We start from the raw sequence: 18,577 nt of genomic DNA on the forward strand, positions 1-18,577 counted from the left end.
TCAGGGCCAACTGTTGCCTGAAGAAGGGTAAAAACATGACGAAATTAACCTGTTTTAAAGCCTACGATATTCGCGGCAGGCTGGGCGAAGAGTTGAATGAGGATATCGCGTGGCGTATTGGCCGCGCTTACGGCGAGTTCCTGCAACCGAAAACCATTGTGCTGGGCGGCGATGTGCGCCTGACAAGCGAGTCGCTGAAACTGGCGCTGGCGAAAGGGTTGCAGGATGCGGGCGTTGACGTACTGGATATCGGCCTTTCCGGCACGGAAGAGATCTATTTTGCGACCTTCCATCTGGGCGTTGATGGCGGTATTGAAGTGACCGCCAGCCATAACCCGATGGACTACAACGGTATGAAACTGGTGCGCGAGGGCGCGCGCCCCATCAGCGGCGACACCGGCCTGCGCGACGTGCAGCGTCTGGCGGAATCCAATGATTTTCCACCGGTCAACGAAGCCAGACGCGGCAGCTATAAGCAGATCAATCTGCGTGACGCCTACATCGACCACCTGTTCGGCTACATCAACGTCAACAATCTCACGCCATTGAAGCTGGTCATCAACTCCGGCAACGGCGCGGCAGGCCCGGTGGTGGATGCCATTGAAGCCCGCTTTAAGGCGCAGGGCGTGCCGGTTGACTTCATCAAAATCCACAACACGCCGGACGGCAACTTCCCGAACGGCATCCCTAATCCGCTGCTGCCGGAGTGTCGCGATGACACCTGCAACGCCGTTATTGAACACGGCGCAGATATGGGCATTGCCTTCGACGGGGATTTCGACCGCTGCTTCCTGTTTGATGAGAAAGGGCAGTTCATTGAGGGCTACTACATTGTCGGCCTGCTGGCGGAGGCATTTCTGGAGAAACACCCGGGGGCGAAGATCATCCACGACCCGCGTCTGTCCTGGAACACTGTTGATGTGGTGACGGCGGCGGGCGGCACGCCGGTGATGTCGAAAACCGGTCATGCCTTCATTAAAGAACGTATGCGCCATGAAGATGCTATCTACGGCGGCGAAATGAGCGCCCATCACTACTTCCGGGATTTTGCGTACTGCGACAGCGGGATGATCCCGTGGCTGCTGGTGGCGGAGCTGGTATGTCTGAAAGGGCAGTCGCTGGGGGAACTGGTGCGTGACCGGATGGCGGCGTTCCCGGCCAGCGGTGAAATCAACAGCAAACTGGCAGAGCCTGCGGCCGCCATCAGCCGGGTGGAAGCACACTTTGCGCGTGAAGCGCTGACGGTGGACAGAACTGACGGCATCAGCATGTCGTTTGCCGACTGGCGCTTCAACCTGCGTTCTTCCAATACTGAACCGGTGGTGCGGCTGAACGTGGAATCACGCGGCGACATTCCGCTGATGGAAGCGCGAACGCGAACCCTGCTGACGTTGCTGAATCAGTAATGTCGGTTCTTCCCTTACCCGGCGACGGGTAAGGGGCTAATAACAGGAACAACGATGACAAATCTAAAAAAGCGCGAGCGAGCCAAAACCAATGCATCGTTAATCTCTATGGTGCAACGCTTTTCGGATATCACCATCATGTTTGGCGGGTTATGGGTTGTCTGCAAGCTGAGCGGATTGCCTTTCCTGTATATGCATCTGTTGGTGGCGCTGATCACGCTGGTGGTTTTTCAGATGCTGGGCGGCATAACTGATTTTTACCGTTCCTGGCGCGGCGTGAAGATTTCGACGGAACTGGCGCTACTGCTGCAAAACTGGACGCTGAGTCTGGTCTTCAGCGCGGGCCTGATTGCCTTCAATAACGACTTCGATAACCGTCTTACCGTCTGGCTGGCGTGGTATGCGCTCTCCAGCGTGGGTCTGGTGGTCTGCCGCTCGTTCATTCGCTACGGAGCCGGATGGCTGCGTAACCGTGGGTACAACACGCGCCGGGTGGCGGTGGCGGGGGATCTTCCTGCCGGTCAGTCGCTGCTGGACAGCTTCCGCAAGGAGCCGTGGTTGGGTTTTGAAGTGGTCGGCGTTTACTACGATCCGAAACCGGGCGGCGTCTCTTCTGACTGGGCCGGAAATCTGCAACAACTGGTTGAGGATGCCAAAGCCTCACGCATTCATAACGTCTATATCGCCATGTCGATGAGTGACGGGGCGCAGGTAAAAAAACTGGTGCGCGCTCTGGCGGACACTACCTGCTCGGTCATCCTCATCCCGGATGTTTTTACCTTTAATATTCTGCACTCGCGCATTGAAGAGGTAAGCGGCGTGCCGGTCGTGCCGCTGTATGACACGCCGCTGTCAGGGATCAATCGTCTGCTGAAACGCGCGGAAGATATCGTGCTGGCGTCGCTGATTCTGCTGCTGATCTCTCCGGTGCTGTGCTGCATTGCGCTGGCGGTCAAATTCAGTTCGCCAGGGCCGATTATCTTCCGCCAGACCCGTTATGGCATGGACGGTAAGCCGATCAAAGTGTGGAAATTCCGCTCCATGAAGGTGATGGAAAACGACAAAGTGGTGACGCAGGCGACGCAAAACGACCCGCGTGTAACCCGCGTGGGGAATTTTCTGCGCCGTACCTCGCTTGATGAACTGCCGCAGTTTATCAACGTTCTGACCGGCGGCATGTCTATCGTCGGGCCGCGCCCGCACGCGGTGGCGCATAACGAGCAGTATCGCCAGCTTATCGAAGGCTACATGCTGCGCCATAAAGTCAAACCCGGCATTACGGGGTGGGCGCAGATCAACGGCTGGCGCGGCGAGACCGACACACTGGAGAAAATGGAAAAGCGCGTGGAGTTTGATCTGGAGTACATCCGTGAGTGGAGCGTGTGGTTTGACATCAAGATTGTTTTTCTGACGGTGTTCAAAGGCTTTGTGAATAAAGCGGCGTACTGAGGAACGATCATGAGCTTACGAGAAAAAACCATCAGTGGGGCGAAGTGGTCGGCGATCGCTACGGTTATCATCATCGGGCTGGGACTGATTCAGATGACCGTGCTGGCGCGGATTATTGATAATCACCAGTTTGGTCTGCTGACCGTGTCGCTGGTGATTATCGCCCTCGCCGATACGCTGTCGGACTTCGGTATTGCCAACTCCATTATCCAGCGTAAAACGATAAGCCACCTCGAACTCACCACCCTGTACTGGCTGAACGTTGGCTTAGGGCTGGCGGTGTGCGTTGTGGTGTTTTTGCTTAGCGACGCGATCGGCAACGTGCTGCATAACCCCGATCTGGCGCCGCTGATTAAAACCCTGTCGCTGGCGTTTGTGGTGATCCCTCACGGGCAGCAGTTTCGCGCGTTGATGCAAAAGGAGCTGGAATTTAACAAAATAGGCATGATCGAGACCAGCTCGGTGCTGGCGGGGTTCACCTTTACCGTGGTCAGCGCCCATTTCTGGCCGTTGGCAATGACGGCGATCCTCGGCTATCTGGTCAACAGCGCCGTCCGTACGCTGCTGTTCGGCTATTTTGGCCGGAAGATCTACCGCCCCGGCCTGCATTTTTCGCTGGCGTCTGTTTCGTCGAACCTGCGCTTTGGCGCATGGCTGACGGCGGACAGCATCATCAATTACGTCAATACTAACCTGTCGACGCTGGTGCTGGCGCGTATTCTCGGCGCGAGTGTCGCCGGGGGATACAACCTTGCTTATAACGTGGCGGTAGTTCCGCCAATGAAGCTTAACCCGATTATTACCCGCGTATTGTTCCCGGCGTTCGCCAAAATTCAGGATGATACGGAGAAGCTGCGCGTCAACTTCTACAAGCTGCTGTCGGTCGTGGGGATTATTAATTTTCCCGCGTTGCTCGGTCTGATGGTGGTATCGAATAATTTTGTGCCGCTGGTTTTTGGCGAGAAGTGGAACAGCATCATTCCGGTGCTGCAACTGCTGTGCGTGGTGGGGCTGTTGCGCTCTGTCGGCAACCCGATTGGTTCGTTGCTGATGGCGAAAGCGCGCGTCGATATCAGCTTCAAATTCAATGTGTTCAAAACCTTTCTGTTCATTCCGGCAATTATCGTTGGCGGCCATCTGGCGGGGGCGACAGGCGTGACGCTGGGCTTCCTGCTGGTGCAGATCATCAATACCGTTCTGAGCTATTTCGTCATGATTAAACCGGTGCTGGGGTCGAGTTACCGCCAGTACATCCTTAGCCTGTGGCTACCGTTTTATCTCTCTTTACCTACCCTGGCGGTGAGCTATGGGTTGGGGATTGCGCTGAATGGACATCTGCCGCTGAGCGTACTGCTGGCAACGCAAATCGTGGCGGGCGCGCTGGCCTTCGCCGTGATGATTGTGCTTTCGCGCCATCCGCTGGTGGTGGAGATGAAGCGCCAGTTTTGCCGTAGCGAAAAAATGAAAACACTGCTTCGCGCAGGATAACTTTTGCCGGATGGCGACGTTTACGCGTCGTATCCGGCCTATGAATTGATTTTGCTGTAGGCCGGATAAGGCGACAGCCGCCATCCGGCAACGATTTTAAGGGGCAAATATGAAATTACTGATCCTGGGCAACCACACCTGCGGCAACCGTGGCGACAGCGCAATTTTGCGCGGCCTGCTGGATGCCATTAACCGTCTTGAGCCTGACGCAGAAGTGGATGTGATGAGTCGCTATCCGGTGAGCTCATCCTGGTTATTGAATCGCCCGGTGATGGGCGATCCGCTCTATTCGCAGATGAAGCAGCACAATAACGCGGCGGGCGTGATGGGGCGCGTGAAAAAAGTGCTGCGTCGCCGCTATCAGCATCAGGTACTGCTCTCCCGTGTCACCGATACTGGCAAGCTGCGCAATATTGCCATTGCGCAAGGGTTTACCGACTTCGTGCGTCTGTTATCCGGTTATGATGCCATTATCCAGGTCGGGGGCTCGTTTTTCGTCGATCTGTACGGTGTACCGCAGTTTGAACATGCGTTGTGTACTTTTATGGCGAAGAAGCCGCTGTATATGATTGGTCACAGCGTCGGCCCCTTCCAGGACGAGCAGTTCAACACGCTGGCGAATTACGTCTTTGGTCATTGTGATGCGTTGATTCTGCGTGAATCAGTCAGTCTGGAGCTGATGAAGCGTAGCGATATCACCACGACGAAAGTTGAAGCGGGGGTCGATACCGCCTGGCTGGTTGATCATCACAATGACGATTTTGAACCGGGTTATGCCGTTCAGCACTGGTTAGCCCTTGCCGGAAAGCAAAAGACGGTTGCGATTACGCTGCGTGAACTGGCGCCATTCGATAAGCGTCTGGGAACCACCCAACAGGCTTACGAGAAGGCGTTTGCTGGCGTGGTGAACCGTATCCTTGAGGAAGGCTATCAGGTGATTGCGCTGTCAACCTGTACCGGTATCGACAGCTATAACAAAGACGATCGCATGGTGGCGTTAAACCTGCGCCAGCACGTCAGCGACCCGGATCGTTACCATGTGGTAATGGACGAACTCAACGATCTTGAAATGGGGAAAATCCTCGGCGCCTGTGAACTGACCGTGGGCACGCGCCTGCATTCCGCCATTATTTCCATGAATTTCGCGACCCCTGCGATTGCCATTAATTATGAGCACAAATCTGCCGGAATTATGCAACAGCTGGGATTGCCTGAAATGGCGATCGACATTCGTCATTTGCTGGACGGCAGCCTGGAAGCGATGGTGGCCGATACGCTGGGGCAGTTGCCCGCGCTCAACGCGCGACTGGCGGACGCCGTAAACCGCGAGCGTGAACAGGGCTTTCGCATGGTGCAGTCAGTGTTAACCCGTATCGGGGAGGGGAAATGAAGGTCAGCTTCTTTTTACTGAAGTTCCCACTGTCGTCAGAGACCTTCGTGCTGAACCAGATCACCGCGTTTATCGATATGGGGTTTGAGGTGGAAATTGTCGCGTTGCATAAAGGCGACCTTGAAAACACGCATGCGGCGTATGACACCTACCGCCTGGGTGAAAAAACGCACTGGCTGCTGGATGAGCCGGAAGGCAAGCTGGCGAAGCTGCGCTATCGCGCCATTGCGTCTTTGCGTGGCGGTACGCGCGCATCGACCTGGAAGGCGTTGAATGTTTCACGTTACGGTGATGAAGCGCGCAACCTGATTCTGTCCGCAATCTGCGGGCTGACGCCAAAAATGTTCCAGGCGGATGTTTTTATCGCCCATTTTGGCCCGGCGGGCGTAACGGCGGCGAAGTTGCGGGAACTTGGCGTGATCAAAGGCAAAATCTCCACCGTTTTTCACGGTATTGATGTATCGCACCGCGATGTACTCAATCACTACACGCCTGAATATCAGCGTTTGTTCCAGCGTGGCGATCTCATGCTGCCCATCAGTGAATTATGGGCGGGACGCCTTAAAACAATGGGGTGCCCGCCCGAGAAAATTGCGGTCTCGCGGATGGGCGTCGATATGACGCGCTTTACTCACCGTCCGGTAAAAGCGCCGGGTACGCCGCTGGAGATTATCTCCGTGGCGCGATTAACCGAGAAGAAAGGACTGCACGTAGCGATTGAGGCCTGCCGACAGCTCAAAGCGCAGGGGGTGGCGTTCCGTTATCGCATCCTGGGCATGGGGCCGTGGGAGAGACGCCTGCGCACATTGATTGAGCAGTACCAGCTTGATGATGTGATTGAAATGCCCGGCTTTAAACCCAGCCATGAAGTGAAAAAAATGCTGGATGACGCGGATGTGTTTCTGCTGCCCTCTATCACCGGTACGGATGGCGATATGGAAGGTATTCCGGTGGCGCTGATGGAAGCGATGGCAGTCGGGCTGCCGGTGGTTTCAACCGTTCACAGCGGAATTCCTGAACTGGTGGATGCCGGTAAGTCGGGCTGGCTGGTGCCTGAAAATGATGCTGAGGCGTTGGCGGAGCAACTGGCGGCATTCAGTCGCATTGACACCGAGTCGTTACGGCCTGTGGTACAACGCGCCCGTGAAAAAGTTGAGGCTGATTTTAATCAGCAGGTGATTAATCAACAGTTAGCCAGCCTGCTGCAAACGATGTAAACCGAGGTTGTATGCCAGAGAATAAACTCTCCCGTCGCACCTTCCTGACGGCAGGCTCTGCGCTTGCCGCACTTCCTGTCCTCCATTCCCCCTTTGCCCGCGCGCTTGAACCCCGGCAAACCGTCAATATTCAGGATTATAACCCCCGAGACTGGATAGCCTCGTTTAAACAGGCGTTTAGCGAAGCGCAGACGGTTGTTGTTCCTGCGGGGCTGGTCTGCGAGAACGTCAATACCGGCATCTTTATCCCGGCAGGAAAAACGCTGCATGTGCGTGGGCGCTTAAGCGGCAATGGTCGCGGTCGGTTTGTGTTGCAGGATGGCTGCCAGGTAACAGGGGAGCAGGGCGGCAGCCTGCACAACATCACCCTGGATGTGCGCGGTTCAGATTGCACCATCAGGGGGATTGCCATGAGCGGGTTCGGCCCCGTTACCCAGATCTACATTGGCGGCAAAAAGCCGCGAGTGATGCGTAATCTCACCATTGATGATATTACGGTCAGCCATGCAAATTACGCCATTCTGCGCCAGGGATTCCACAACCAGGTGGACGGCGCGCGCATCACCAACAGCCGATTCAGCGATCTGCAAGGGGATGCCATCGAATGGAACGTGGCGATTAACGATCGTAACATTCTGATCTCTGACCATGTTATAGAACGCATCGACTGCACCAACGGGAAAATCAATTGGGGGATTGGCATCGGGCTAGCGGGCAGCACCTACGATAATGCCTACCCGGAAGAACAAACCGTAAAGAACTTTGTCGTGGCCAATATTACCGGATCGGATTGCCGACAACTGGTTCATGTGGAGAACGGAAAACACTTTATCATTCGTAATGTAAAAGCGCGGAATATCACGCCTGATTTCAGTAAGAAAGCGGGCATTGATAATGCGACGGTAGCAATTTATGGGTGTGATAATTTCGTGATTGATAATATCGATATGGTGAATTGTGCGGGGATGCTTATTGGCTATGGCGTCGTCAAAGGCAAATATTTATCCATTCCGCAAAACTTCAAATTAAATGATATTCATCTTGATAACACTCGCCTGGACTATAAACTGCGCGGCATTCAGATCTCTTCAGGGAATGCGACCTCCTTTGTGGCGATCACCAATCTGGAGATGAAGCGCGCTACGCTTGAACTACACAACCAGCCTCAGCATCTTTTCCTGCGTAATATCAAGGTAATGCAGGAGTCTGCGACAGGGCCCGCGCTGAAGATGCACTTTGATCTACGTAAAGATATACGCGGCAAGTTTATGGCGAAACAGGACACCTTGCTGTCGCTGGCGAATGTTCATGCAGTCAATGAGAAGGGGCAGAGCTCGGTCGATATCGACAGGATTAACCACAAGGTGGTGAATGTGGAAGCGGTCAATTTCAGGTTGCCGGAGCGGGGGAGGTAGTTTTGCGACCATTCCTGGCGAAAGTTACTCATACTTAAGATTATGGCTACTGCAATCTGCGGATAAGCGGCGTACCATCACATCCAACGCCATAATGTAATTCATGCTGGCTAAAACATGCTAAAGAGCTATAATTCAGCAACCATTTTATAGGTGGATGAAATAATGATTAATTTGAAAGCAGTTATTCCGGTAGCTGGTCTGGGTATGCACATGTTGCCTGCCACCAAGGCAATCCCCAAAGAGATGCTGCCGATTGTTGACAAACCGATGGTACAGTACATTGTTGACGAAATTGTTGCTGCTGGGATCAAAGAAATCGTTCTGGTCACTCACGCTTCCAAAAATGCGGTAGAGAACCACTTCGACACCTCCTACGAATTAGAGTCACTTCTGGAGCAACGCGTGAAACGTCAGTTGCTGGCGGAAGTGCAGTCCATTTGCCCACCAGGCGTGACGATTATGAACGTTCGTCAGGCTCAACCGTTGGGTCTGGGGCATTCCATTTTATGCGCACGTCCTGTGATTGGCGACAACCCCTTTGTGGTGGTGCTGCCTGATATCATCATTGATGACGCGACGGCCGATCCGCTTCGCTATAATCTTGCGGCAATGGTAGCGCGTTTCAACGAAACGGGGCGCAGCCAGGTGCTGGCAAAACGCATGAAAGGCGACCTTTCAGAGTATTCCGTTATCCAGACCAAAGAACCTCTGGATAATGAGGGGAAAGTCAGCCGTATTGTTGAGTTTATTGAAAAGCCGGATCAACCGCAGACGCTGGACTCAGATCTGATGGCGGTAGGTCGCTATGTGTTATCGGCAGATATCTGGGCAGAACTGGAAAGAACAGAACCCGGCGCCTGGGGCCGCATCCAACTGACGGATGCAATTGCAGAACTGGCGAAAAAACAGTCTGTTGACGCCATGCTGATGACAGGCGATAGCTACGACTGCGGTAAGAAAATGGGCTATATGCAAGCGTTTGTGAAGTACGGGCTGCGCAACCTGAAGGAAGGAGCGAAGTTTCGGAAGGGGATTGAGGCGTTGCTTAACGAGTAAGCTAAGCCGATCGCTTAAGGTATTAGGCGATATAATACCAATGGCAGTAAATATTCTGAATAAGCAAGAGTGCTTAAGTCAGCTATTTTACTGCCTTTTTTATTTTAAAGTATAGAAATAACAGTAAGTTACCCCCGTCAACTTCAGCCATTTTTTGTGTTTTTTTCCTTGTTTCTGTCATCATTTGGTAAGACAATTAGTATCCAGCTTTAAAGCGTTGCATGGAGTTAGCGAGGTGGCTGTACAATTTGGTAATTGTTCAGAGTGCTGGTAGCTGTTAAGCCAGGGGCGGTAGCGTGTCTTATTCGATCTATCCTTTAACAATTGATTCGAACTCTTTATACGAAACTCGGAGATAAACCATACTATTATATAGTGTGAATAGTAATGCTTTTACTAATTACTTTAATACATGTCTGTCTGTTGGCTAACATGTCTAATTTTACCACTGCCACGATTGGTTGTTGAAAGATACTTGAGAAAAATTAAAAATGATAAAAGATATAATTAAATTAGTTGTTACTTATATACTTAAAATATTATTGATTCCTTTTTATTTGTTTCCCATGAATAGCAAAAAGATAATATTCATGAGCTATTCTGGGTTACAATACTCATGTAATCCCAAATACATATCAGATTATATTAAGGATAATTATAAAGATTATGAGCTGATATGGGTTTTTCAGGAACCTGAAAAGCATTTATTAGATCCGAAATTTAAAAAAGTTAAATATCTTTCACTTCGTTATTTTTATGCCGTAGTAACAAGCCAGTTTTGTATTAGCAATACTGGCTTTAATCGTTTTTTCTTCATTAGAAAATCACAACGATTTGTTCAAACATGGCATGGTGGCGGTGCATATAAAAGAAGATCATTGAATCAGGATAAAAACTGCTTTCAAAAGTTACTGGATATACAACATGATGATATGATAACTGATTTTATTTCTAGTTCTGAATATTTTACAAAGTATTTCATTATGGACTCTGTATATAAGAATAGAATATTAAAAACAGGAATGCCAAGAAACGAGTTTTTGATTAGAAATAAAAATAACGGAAATTTTATTAATCTTAAAAGAAAAAATATAGAGGGGGTTGGAGAAGGCAATTTTCTTATCCTTTATGCACCTACATGGCGTGATGATGGTAGCATATATGAGTTTCCTGACTTTAATAAAATAATGAATACCATTGAGCGAGTGTTTAATAAAAAAACAACTTTGCTATTACGGAGTCATCATTATCAAGAATTAAAAAGTAGCTTGGATTGCAATTATATCGATGTGAGAAACTATCCTGATATGCAAGAATTACTTTTAATTTCCGATATGCTGATTTCTGATTATAGCTCGTCCATTTGGGATTTCTCGCTATTGGAAAAACCATGCTTTTTATATACACCAGACCTGAAATACTATGAAGATATGAGAGGTTTTTATACTCCTATTCGAACATGGGGTTTTGATGTGTGCCAAACATCTGAAGAATTAGATGATGCTATTAAACGTTTTGTTCCCATAGTTTATTGTGAAAAAATATATAAAATGCATAAACAGTTCAATTCTTATGAAAATATAGATTCAACTTCTCAGCTTTTAAGTAAATTAGGGATTAATTAGATGTCTGCTACAAAGTTAACTCTTGTATTCTGTTGTTATAATGTATCTCAATATTTAGATGGTATATACAATTGGCTTGTCACTCAACCATTCGAGAATATAGAGGTAATATTTGTTGAGGACTGTTCGACTGACGACACAAAAAATAAATTATCCCTGCTTATAAATGATCAACGTATGCGAATTATTCAGAATCCAGTAAATTTAGGGTTGTCTGAAAGTCGTAATGTAGGGTTGAGCCATGCGACTGGTAAATATGTAGGATTTCCAGATCCTGATGATATGTTTGATTTAAATTGGCTGGTTGATATTTCTGAAGCGATCGATTCAGACAGTCCACCGGTGATTATCTCTGGGATGAGAGAGGATTATGAGAATGAGGGAGTATCAGAGTATTCAAAAAATATTCTTAGCAAATACTCAGGATTTGTAACCGATAATTATATTGACGCCCTTCTTGATTTAGAAGAAACAATGTTATTCGGCTATATGAATAATAAATTTTATAATACTGACTTTCTTTTGAGGAATAAAATCCTATGTAAAACAATGGCTTTGAAAGAGGATTTTGAACTAAATATTCGAGTTTTTGAAAAAATAAATAGTTTTTATATTCTGAATTCTCCGTATTATTTTTATAAAAAAAGAAGAGATGGAAATACTTTAACATCGAAATATGTTCCTGATTATTTTGATATTCATCAAAATTCAGTTTTTATGTTGAAGGCATTAATTGAAAGTAGAACACAGTTAACTGGAAAAAGTAAAACTTTATTAGTTAATCGTTTTTTTAGATATTTATTATCAGCAGTTGAAAGAAATAGTAGCCCAAAATCTGGCTTGACCCTTTCAGAACAAATTGAATGGGTGAAAAAAATCGAGTTAGAAAGTAAGTATAAGTGGTTTTTTGAAAATATTGATTTCCTTTCTGGAAAACTGAAAGTATTAAAACCTATTTTTAGTTATAATAAAGCATGGATTCTTGTTAGTGTGGGGTATATATTAAAATTAACAAAAAATAAATTACCTGTTATATTTGTAAAAATGAAGCCTTAATAGAATATAAGATGAAGTTTAATCGGGCTGCGCAAAATTCATATTTTTTTTGCTTTATATACTTATTATGGGTATTTTTTATTCATATCTGCGGTAGTCAATATTTTACATTATTCGATGTAGATACACTTATAAAATATTTTAATGGCGCAATAATTCTTTCGCTTTTTACTTACTTTTTGTTTAGTTATAGAGTGAATAAAAGTGCATTAATTGACATCGCTTTAGTGATCGTATTTTTTGTTGGATATATCTACTTCAGAAAAGGGGTTTTGATATTATTTTTTATTCTATTATGTAGACATATACCATTTAGTATGATAATTAAAACATTTATGTTTGCAACACTTTTGGGGATGCTATTTGTTCTTTTTACTTATGCTTTAAATCTTTATCCTGAAACACATCTTGATCTTTTTAGAGAAGATGGTAATTACAGGTATTCATTAGGTTATCGTTTCCCCACATTTTTACCAAATTTTTATTTTCATTTAGTATTGTGTTGGTTTTTTTTAAGAAAAGGAAAAGTACTTTTAGGTGAGATAATAATTATATTGATTATTAATTATTTTCTTTATGAACTCACTGATACGAGGGCTGTATTTGCCCTTGTAACGTTATTTTGCATCGTTATTATTTTTTTGAAATACTTGAGTGTAAGTTATAATACATTTATTCTAGGGCGCATTTTTGGCTTTTTCACAAAGTATTCATTCATTGTATTTGGTTTTATCGCAATTTACTTTCAATATACTTATGATCCTTCTATCAGCTGGTTAGCTAAATTAAATGATATTTTTAGTGGACGACTCGCTTTAGGCCATTGGGGTTTTGAACTATATGATGTGAGTTTATTTGGCAATTTAGTTGAGTTTGTTTCAATATTAGATGCTAGCAAAACTAACAAGTTTTTCTATATTGATTCAGCATATGTTCAATTACTTTTAGTGTATGGACTGATTATATATTTTCTGGTAATGATCGCATATACTAAAATTGGAAAAGATATTGTAAGTAGAGGAGAGAAATATTTTGGTATTGTACTAATATTTCTATTCGCTCATTCGATCACTGATCCTCAATTAATGTCTCCAGAGTTTAATCCTTTTTTACTATGCTTGGGCTATTATGGTTTGGCAAAGTATAAGGAAAATGTGTTTAAGTAGAATTATGAAAATAAGAACGGTTAAATTTAATTTTGCAATGAATATGCTTCTTACGGTTTCAAATTTTTTGTTTCCGCTGATTACTTTTCCCTATGTTTCACGAGTTTTGAATCCAGAAGGAACAGGTAAAGTAGCGTTTGCATATTCAATAGTATCCTATTTTTCTATTTTAGCTGCATTTGGTGTTGCTAATTATGGCATACGTGCGTGTGCTCAAGTCAGAGATAATAAAGATAAGCTTTCAAAAACAGTGCATGAAATTATTACTATAAACATATTTTTAATGGTAATTGTTTATGCTCTCTATTTTTTAATTGTTTATGTAGTACCTGAGTTAAGGGTAGAAAAGAAATTATTCTTCATTTCTGGATTAAATATTCTATTCACTATCATTGGATTTGAATGGCTATATAAGGGAGTTGAACAATATTATTACATCACAATCCGTTCGTTAGTTTTTAAATTAATAGCATTTTTCCTGATTTTCTTATGTATTAAATCACAAGAAGACTATAGTACTTATGCCTTTATAATTATTTTTGCGACTGTAGGTTCTGGGATAGTAAATTTATATAATTTAAAGAAAGTAATATATATAAAGAGATATTCAGGTTATAATATAAGAAAACATATTCAACCTATGGCAACATTCTTCATAATTACAATTGCAGTTGCTTTTTATGTGTATGTTAGTGTTGCTATGCTAGGTTTTGTGCAGGGGAATACTGAGGTTGGTTACTATAATGCTGCTTACCGTATAAAAGACGTTATGGTAAGTATTATTACAGCACTTGGTGCTGTATTACTACCACGTTTAAGCTATTATGTTGAAAATAATATGCAAGATAAATTTAATGATGTAATAGAAAAATCGATGAAATTTATTTTTATAATGTCGCTCCCTCTTGTATTTTTCTGTATTATCTTTGCAAAACCTGCCGTATTAATCCTTGCCGGTCCTGCTTATGAAGGTTCTATACTGCCACTGAAAATTCTTTCTGTTATAATTTTTATTGTTGGAGTATCTAATTTAACAGGAATTCAAATGCTAATTCCATTAAAACAAGAAAAATATCTTTGCTATTCTGTTATATTTGCCGCAATTATTAATATGATACTGAATATTATGCTCATGCCTCATTTAGGTGCTGTTGGAACAGCTATCTCTGTGGCAATAGCAGAACTCTGCATCCTTCTAATTCAGATTTATGTGCTAAGAAAGTTTTCACGAATACTTTTTAGTAAGATTAGCTATATAAAATTATTAGTAAGCTTAAGTTTGGCTAGTGTTGCTTCTATATATCTTAATAATAATATAAACTTCAATGAAGTAGTTATTTTCCTTATAAGTGCGAGTACGTTTTTTTTCTTATATTTTTTAATGTTGATAATTATGAAAGAATCTTTCATATTTTCAATATTAAATCAAATTAAAAACAAGTTAGTTAAGAGTTAGAGGGAAATATGAATCATGTGGTGATTTTTGCTGGCGGAACTGGATCCCGAATGAATTCCAGAAACTTGCCAAAACAGTTTTTAAAGATTTATGGCAAGCCTGTTATAATTCATACTTTAGAGGTTTTTGAAAACTGTGCTGCTATAGATAATATAATTGTTGTAATTGTTAAAGGATGGGAGGATTATTTAAATAATCTTCTCGAACAATATCGTATTACAAAAGTACGCAAAGTTGTACCGGGCGGTGAGACTGGTCAGCAATCAATATTTAATGGTTTAAAAGAGTTGAGTGAAGGTATTGTATTAATCCATGATGGCGTTCGTCCATTCATTACAAATAAACTCATAGAGGAAAATATAGCAGTAGCTTTACAACATAAAATAGCTATTACTTGCGTAAAAGCTAAAGAAACTTTGGTTTCCGTTGAAGATCATAAAATTAATGGAGTCTTGAAGCGCGAAGTATCATATATGGCCAGAGCGCCGCAAGCTTTTGATGTTAATTTGTTGAAATCTGCACATCATAAAGCAATAGCGGATAATGATTACTCTTTTGTTGATTCTTGTGCCATCGTGAAACACTATTATCCTGAGTCAGACTTTCATATTGTTGAATGTGGTTCAGAAAATATTAAAATTACAACACAAGAAGATTTTTATTTGGCTAAAGCCATGTTCTCTTTAGAAGAAGATGAGCAGTTGTATGGTTTTAAACGAGGGGATGAGAAATGATTAAAGATACAATATTACAAAAAGATTTGGATTTTATCGCAAATAAAATATTTAAGGGTGGCAGTTTTTCTAATTCTACTGTGTTTATTACAGGTGCTACTGGTCTGGTAGGGTCCTTGCTTGTCAAAAGTATACTATATGCAAATAAAACGTTAGGAACAAATATAAAAGTTCTTGCAAGTGTAAGAAATCTTAATAAGGCGAGAGAAACTTTTTTAGATTTTATATCTGATTCCTGCTTGGAGTTTATTACAATAGACTTGCTTGAACCAATTAATATATTAAAGAAGATTGATTTTATTGTACATGCCGCTAGTATTACTGCCTCTAAAGAAATGGTAGAAAATCCAACTGGGGTTCTACTAACTGCATTCGATAGTACTAAAAATATTTTAAATTATGTCAAGGTAAATCCTAATTGTAAGATGGTCTACATTTCTTCGATGGAATATTATGGCCAGGTGACAGAAGGTTATGAAAATGCGACGGAGGATAAGCTAGGCTATATTGATTTAAGCAAGCCGAGAAGTTGCTACCCTGAAAGTAAACGTGCTTGTGAAACTTTATGTAACGCTTATGCAACTCAGTACAATATTAATGTTTGCAGTGCACGCCTTGCCCAAACATTTGGTGCTGGGGTTCCTTTCTCAGATAATCGAGTATTTGCACAATTTGCCAAGAGTGCGATGAATAACTCAGATATCATTTTGCATACAACAGGTGAGTCAGAAGGGAACTATTGTTATACAGCCGATGCTATATATGCGATTTTATTGCTTTTGACTAACGGTAAGAAAGGGCAAAGTTATAATGTTGCTTGTGACCATAGCAGCATTATTAACATGGCTAAACTTGTTGCCGAAAAAATAGCAGATAATAGAATTAAAGTTGATATCCAGATACCTCAAGATTTGAACAATTATGGATATGCGCCAACTGTAAAATTGAGACTTAACTCAGATAAACTACGAGCATTAGGCTGGGAACCTTCAACGGATCTTGAACACATGTTCAAAAGAATGATCAGCAGTTGGGAAATATCTATAGATAAGTAGTATGTTAATAGAGATATTTGTTCTGGTTTTCCTTAACTAGTTTTATTGATGTCATACTTTATTTGATTTGAAATCCTTTATTCCCTTAGCGGGATTCCGATATTATTTCAATTTGTGCTAATTCTAAGTTTTAAGGCTATTGATTGTATGAAGGTTTATATTGTGAGTCACAAGACGTATGCTTTCCCTGACAATGATGGATTTTTGCCTATAAAAGTGGGTAATGGTATTGAAAAAATATGCAATCATTTTGTGGATGACTGTACAAAGGAAAATATTACGCATCTGAATCCATCGTTCTGTGAACTCACTGCTGCCTACTGGATCTGGAAGAATTCTCAGGAAGACGTTGTGGGCTTGGCGCACTACCGCCGCTATTTCGCATCTTCTAAAAGTGATTTGATGGTTAAGGGAAAGCGCATCGCATCACCAGAAGAGATGATGGCGTTGCTGAAAGAAGCTGATATCTTGATTGCCAGACCGAGAAATTATTACATCACATCGATTAAAAGCCATTACATTCATGCACACCATGAGTCTGACTACACTCAGCTTCGTGATGAGATTGCGTTACAGCACCCGGAATATTTATCTGATTTTAACTCTATTATGGGTGGGACAAAAATTAGTTTGTATAATATGTTTGTTTGTAAAAAGTCATTGATCGATGAATACTTTGAATGGCTTTTCCCGGTACTTTTTGCGCTTGAGAAAAAAATTGATTACCAAAATTACGATGCTTACCAAAAGCGTGTTTTTGGTTTTATGGCAGAACGTCTTTTCAATGTCTGGCTTCATCATCACCGCGAAAGCTTGCGCATTAAATATATGCCAGTAGTGAATATTGATGGCGAAAATATTTTACTGAAAGGCATTGGATTATTAAAACGACATTTCTGGGGTAAAAAATGAAAGTTGCTATAGTGGGCGCAGGTATTTCTGGTGCGGTTATTGCGAGATTATTAGCAGAGGAAGGGATTGAGTCTGTTGTTTTTGACAAACGTTCTCATATTGCTGGTAACTGTCATTCAGAACGTGATCCGCAGACCAACGTCATGTTGCACGTTTATGGTCCCCATATTTTTCATACAGATGATAAAGAAGTTTGGGATTTCGTTAATCAGTATTCAGAGTTTATGCCTTACATCAACCGTGTGAAGGCCATTTACAAAGGCAATGTTTACTTACTACCAGTAAACCTGCATACGATTAATCAGTTTTTCAATAAAACAATGCGTCCGGATGAAGCCCGTGCTTTCATCGAATCTAAAGCTGACAAATCTATTGTCGAACCGAAAAACTTTGAAGAACAGGCCATCAGCATGATTGGTCGGGAACTGTATGAAGCATTCTTTAAAGGCTATACGCGTAAACAATGGGGTTGTGAGCCGACGGAGTTACCAGCCAGTATTTTGAAACGCTTGCCGCTTCGTTTTAACTATAATGACAATTATTTTAACCACCAGTATCAGGGGATGCCCAGAGATGGCTATACCGATATGGTTGGAAAAATTCTTGATCACGAACTGATTGAAATAAGAACAGATACTGAGTTTTCAGCTGCCGAGAGTGGGGCCTACCAGCATGTATTTTGGTCAGGCGCGCTGGATGGTTACTTTAACTTTAGTGAGGGGCGTCTGGGTTATCGCACGCTGGATTTCGAAAAATTCTCAGCAGAAGGTGACTACCAGGGAACGGCTGTTATCAACTACTGCGAAGAAAATGTACCTTATACCCGAATCACTGAGCATAAGCATTTCTCACCCTGGGAGTCACACGAAAAAACAACATGTTATCGTGAATTTAGTCGCTTCTGCACCGAAGATGATATTCCGTATTATCCGATCCGTATGGTTAAGGAAAAAGAACTGCTCAATCGCTACCTGGATAAAGCGATGGAATTAAGCAATACCACTTTTGTCGGGCGTCTTGGTACCTACCGCTATCTGGATATGGATGTCACTATTCGTGAAGCTATTGATGTTGCAAATAAATTCCTTGAATGTCAAAAGAGTCAGGAGCCAATGCCTGTATTTAATATAAATCCTCGCTAACGTCAGG

At 43.7% G+C, this 18,577-nt stretch carries 15 protein-coding genes; all 15 read left to right on the plus strand.

Translation table 11 applies throughout. The features are described 5' to 3' along the window. Positions 1-35: 35 nt before the first annotated feature. Entirely contained in the window at positions 36-1,406 is a 1,371-nt protein-coding gene (gene cpsG, locus OGW17_RS05720) for a colanic acid biosynthesis phosphomannomutase CpsG (RefSeq protein ID WP_071258905.1), read from the plus strand. A 54-nt stretch (positions 1,407-1,460) separates the two neighbouring features. Then, positions 1,461-2,855, plus strand: coding sequence for an undecaprenyl-phosphate glucose phosphotransferase (wcaJ, locus tag OGW17_RS05725; RefSeq protein ID WP_047462612.1), 1,395 nt, complete (start codon positions 1,461-1,463; stop codon positions 2,853-2,855). Positions 2,856-2,864: 9 nt separating this feature from the next. Next, positions 2,865-4,343, plus strand: a complete 1,479-nt coding sequence (gene wzxC, locus OGW17_RS05730; protein WP_047462615.1) for a colanic acid undecaprenyl disphosphate flippase WzxC — start codon at positions 2,865-2,867, stop codon at positions 4,341-4,343. Positions 4,344-4,452: 109 nt separating this feature from the next. Then, the gene (gene wcaK / locus OGW17_RS05735; protein WP_012131717.1) at positions 4,453-5,733 is read left to right on the plus strand and encodes a colanic acid biosynthesis pyruvyl transferase WcaK; all 1,281 of its coding nucleotides are present in this window, start codon (positions 4,453-4,455) and stop codon (positions 5,731-5,733) included. Further along, positions 5,730-6,950: a colanic acid biosynthesis glycosyltransferase WcaL gene (gene wcaL / locus OGW17_RS05740; protein WP_047462621.1), complete on the plus strand. Its 1,221-nt coding sequence runs from the start codon at positions 5,730-5,732 to the stop codon at positions 6,948-6,950. The genes wcaK and wcaL overlap by 4 nt, the downstream gene beginning before the upstream one ends. An 11-nt stretch (positions 6,951-6,961) precedes the next feature. Next, positions 6,962-8,365 carry a colanic acid biosynthesis protein WcaM gene (gene wcaM, locus OGW17_RS05745; protein ID WP_071258903.1) on the plus strand — a complete coding sequence of 468 codons (1,404 nt, stop codon included), beginning with the start codon at positions 6,962-6,964 and terminating at the stop codon, positions 8,363-8,365. Positions 8,366-8,530: 165 nt separating this feature from the next. Further along, the gene (gene galF / locus OGW17_RS05750; protein ID WP_012131721.1) at positions 8,531-9,424 is read left to right on the plus strand and encodes a UTP--glucose-1-phosphate uridylyltransferase GalF; all 894 of its coding nucleotides are present in this window, start codon (positions 8,531-8,533) and stop codon (positions 9,422-9,424) included. A gap of 566 nt (positions 9,425-9,990) precedes the next feature. Further along, on the plus strand, positions 9,991-11,049 hold the full coding sequence (locus tag OGW17_RS05755) for a CDP-glycerol glycerophosphotransferase family protein (protein ID WP_225622031.1): 1,059 nt from the start codon (positions 9,991-9,993) through the stop codon (positions 11,047-11,049). Next, positions 11,050-12,105, plus strand: coding sequence for a glycosyltransferase family 2 protein (locus OGW17_RS05760; RefSeq protein ID WP_071258899.1), 1,056 nt, complete (start codon positions 11,050-11,052; stop codon positions 12,103-12,105). 335 nt (positions 12,106-12,440) lie between these two features. Next, positions 12,441-13,271 (plus strand): hypothetical protein, encoded by an 831-nt coding sequence (locus OGW17_RS05765; RefSeq protein WP_139267365.1) that lies wholly within the window; start codon positions 12,441-12,443, stop codon positions 13,269-13,271. A gap of 4 nt (positions 13,272-13,275) precedes the next feature. Beyond that, a complete protein-coding gene (locus OGW17_RS05770; protein WP_071258898.1) occupies positions 13,276-14,727 on the plus strand; it encodes a flippase in 1,452 nt (483 codons plus the stop codon). An 8-nt stretch (positions 14,728-14,735) separates the two neighbouring features. Further along, complete coding sequence (locus tag OGW17_RS05775) at positions 14,736-15,461, plus strand: IspD/TarI family cytidylyltransferase (RefSeq protein WP_065422780.1); 726 nt, start codon at positions 14,736-14,738, stop codon at positions 15,459-15,461. Beyond that, positions 15,458-16,516 (plus strand): NAD-dependent epimerase/dehydratase family protein, encoded by a 1,059-nt coding sequence (locus OGW17_RS05780; RefSeq protein WP_049009119.1) that lies wholly within the window; start codon positions 15,458-15,460, stop codon positions 16,514-16,516. Before OGW17_RS05775 ends, OGW17_RS05780 begins: the two co-directional genes overlap by 4 nt. A 162-nt stretch (positions 16,517-16,678) precedes the next feature. After that, complete coding sequence (locus OGW17_RS05785) at positions 16,679-17,428, plus strand: DUF4422 domain-containing protein (protein WP_239663464.1); 750 nt, start codon at positions 16,679-16,681, stop codon at positions 17,426-17,428. Continuing rightward, positions 17,425-18,570: a UDP-galactopyranose mutase gene (gene glf / locus OGW17_RS05790; protein WP_071258896.1), complete on the plus strand. Its 1,146-nt coding sequence runs from the start codon at positions 17,425-17,427 to the stop codon at positions 18,568-18,570. Before OGW17_RS05785 ends, glf begins: the two co-directional genes overlap by 4 nt. The last annotated feature ends 7 nt before the right edge of the window (positions 18,571-18,577 follow it).

Origin of the sequence: Citrobacter sp. CK181 (genome assembly GCF_030333595.1) — a bacterium.
GTDB lineage: Bacteria > Pseudomonadota > Gammaproteobacteria > Enterobacterales > Enterobacteriaceae > Citrobacter_B > Citrobacter_B koseri.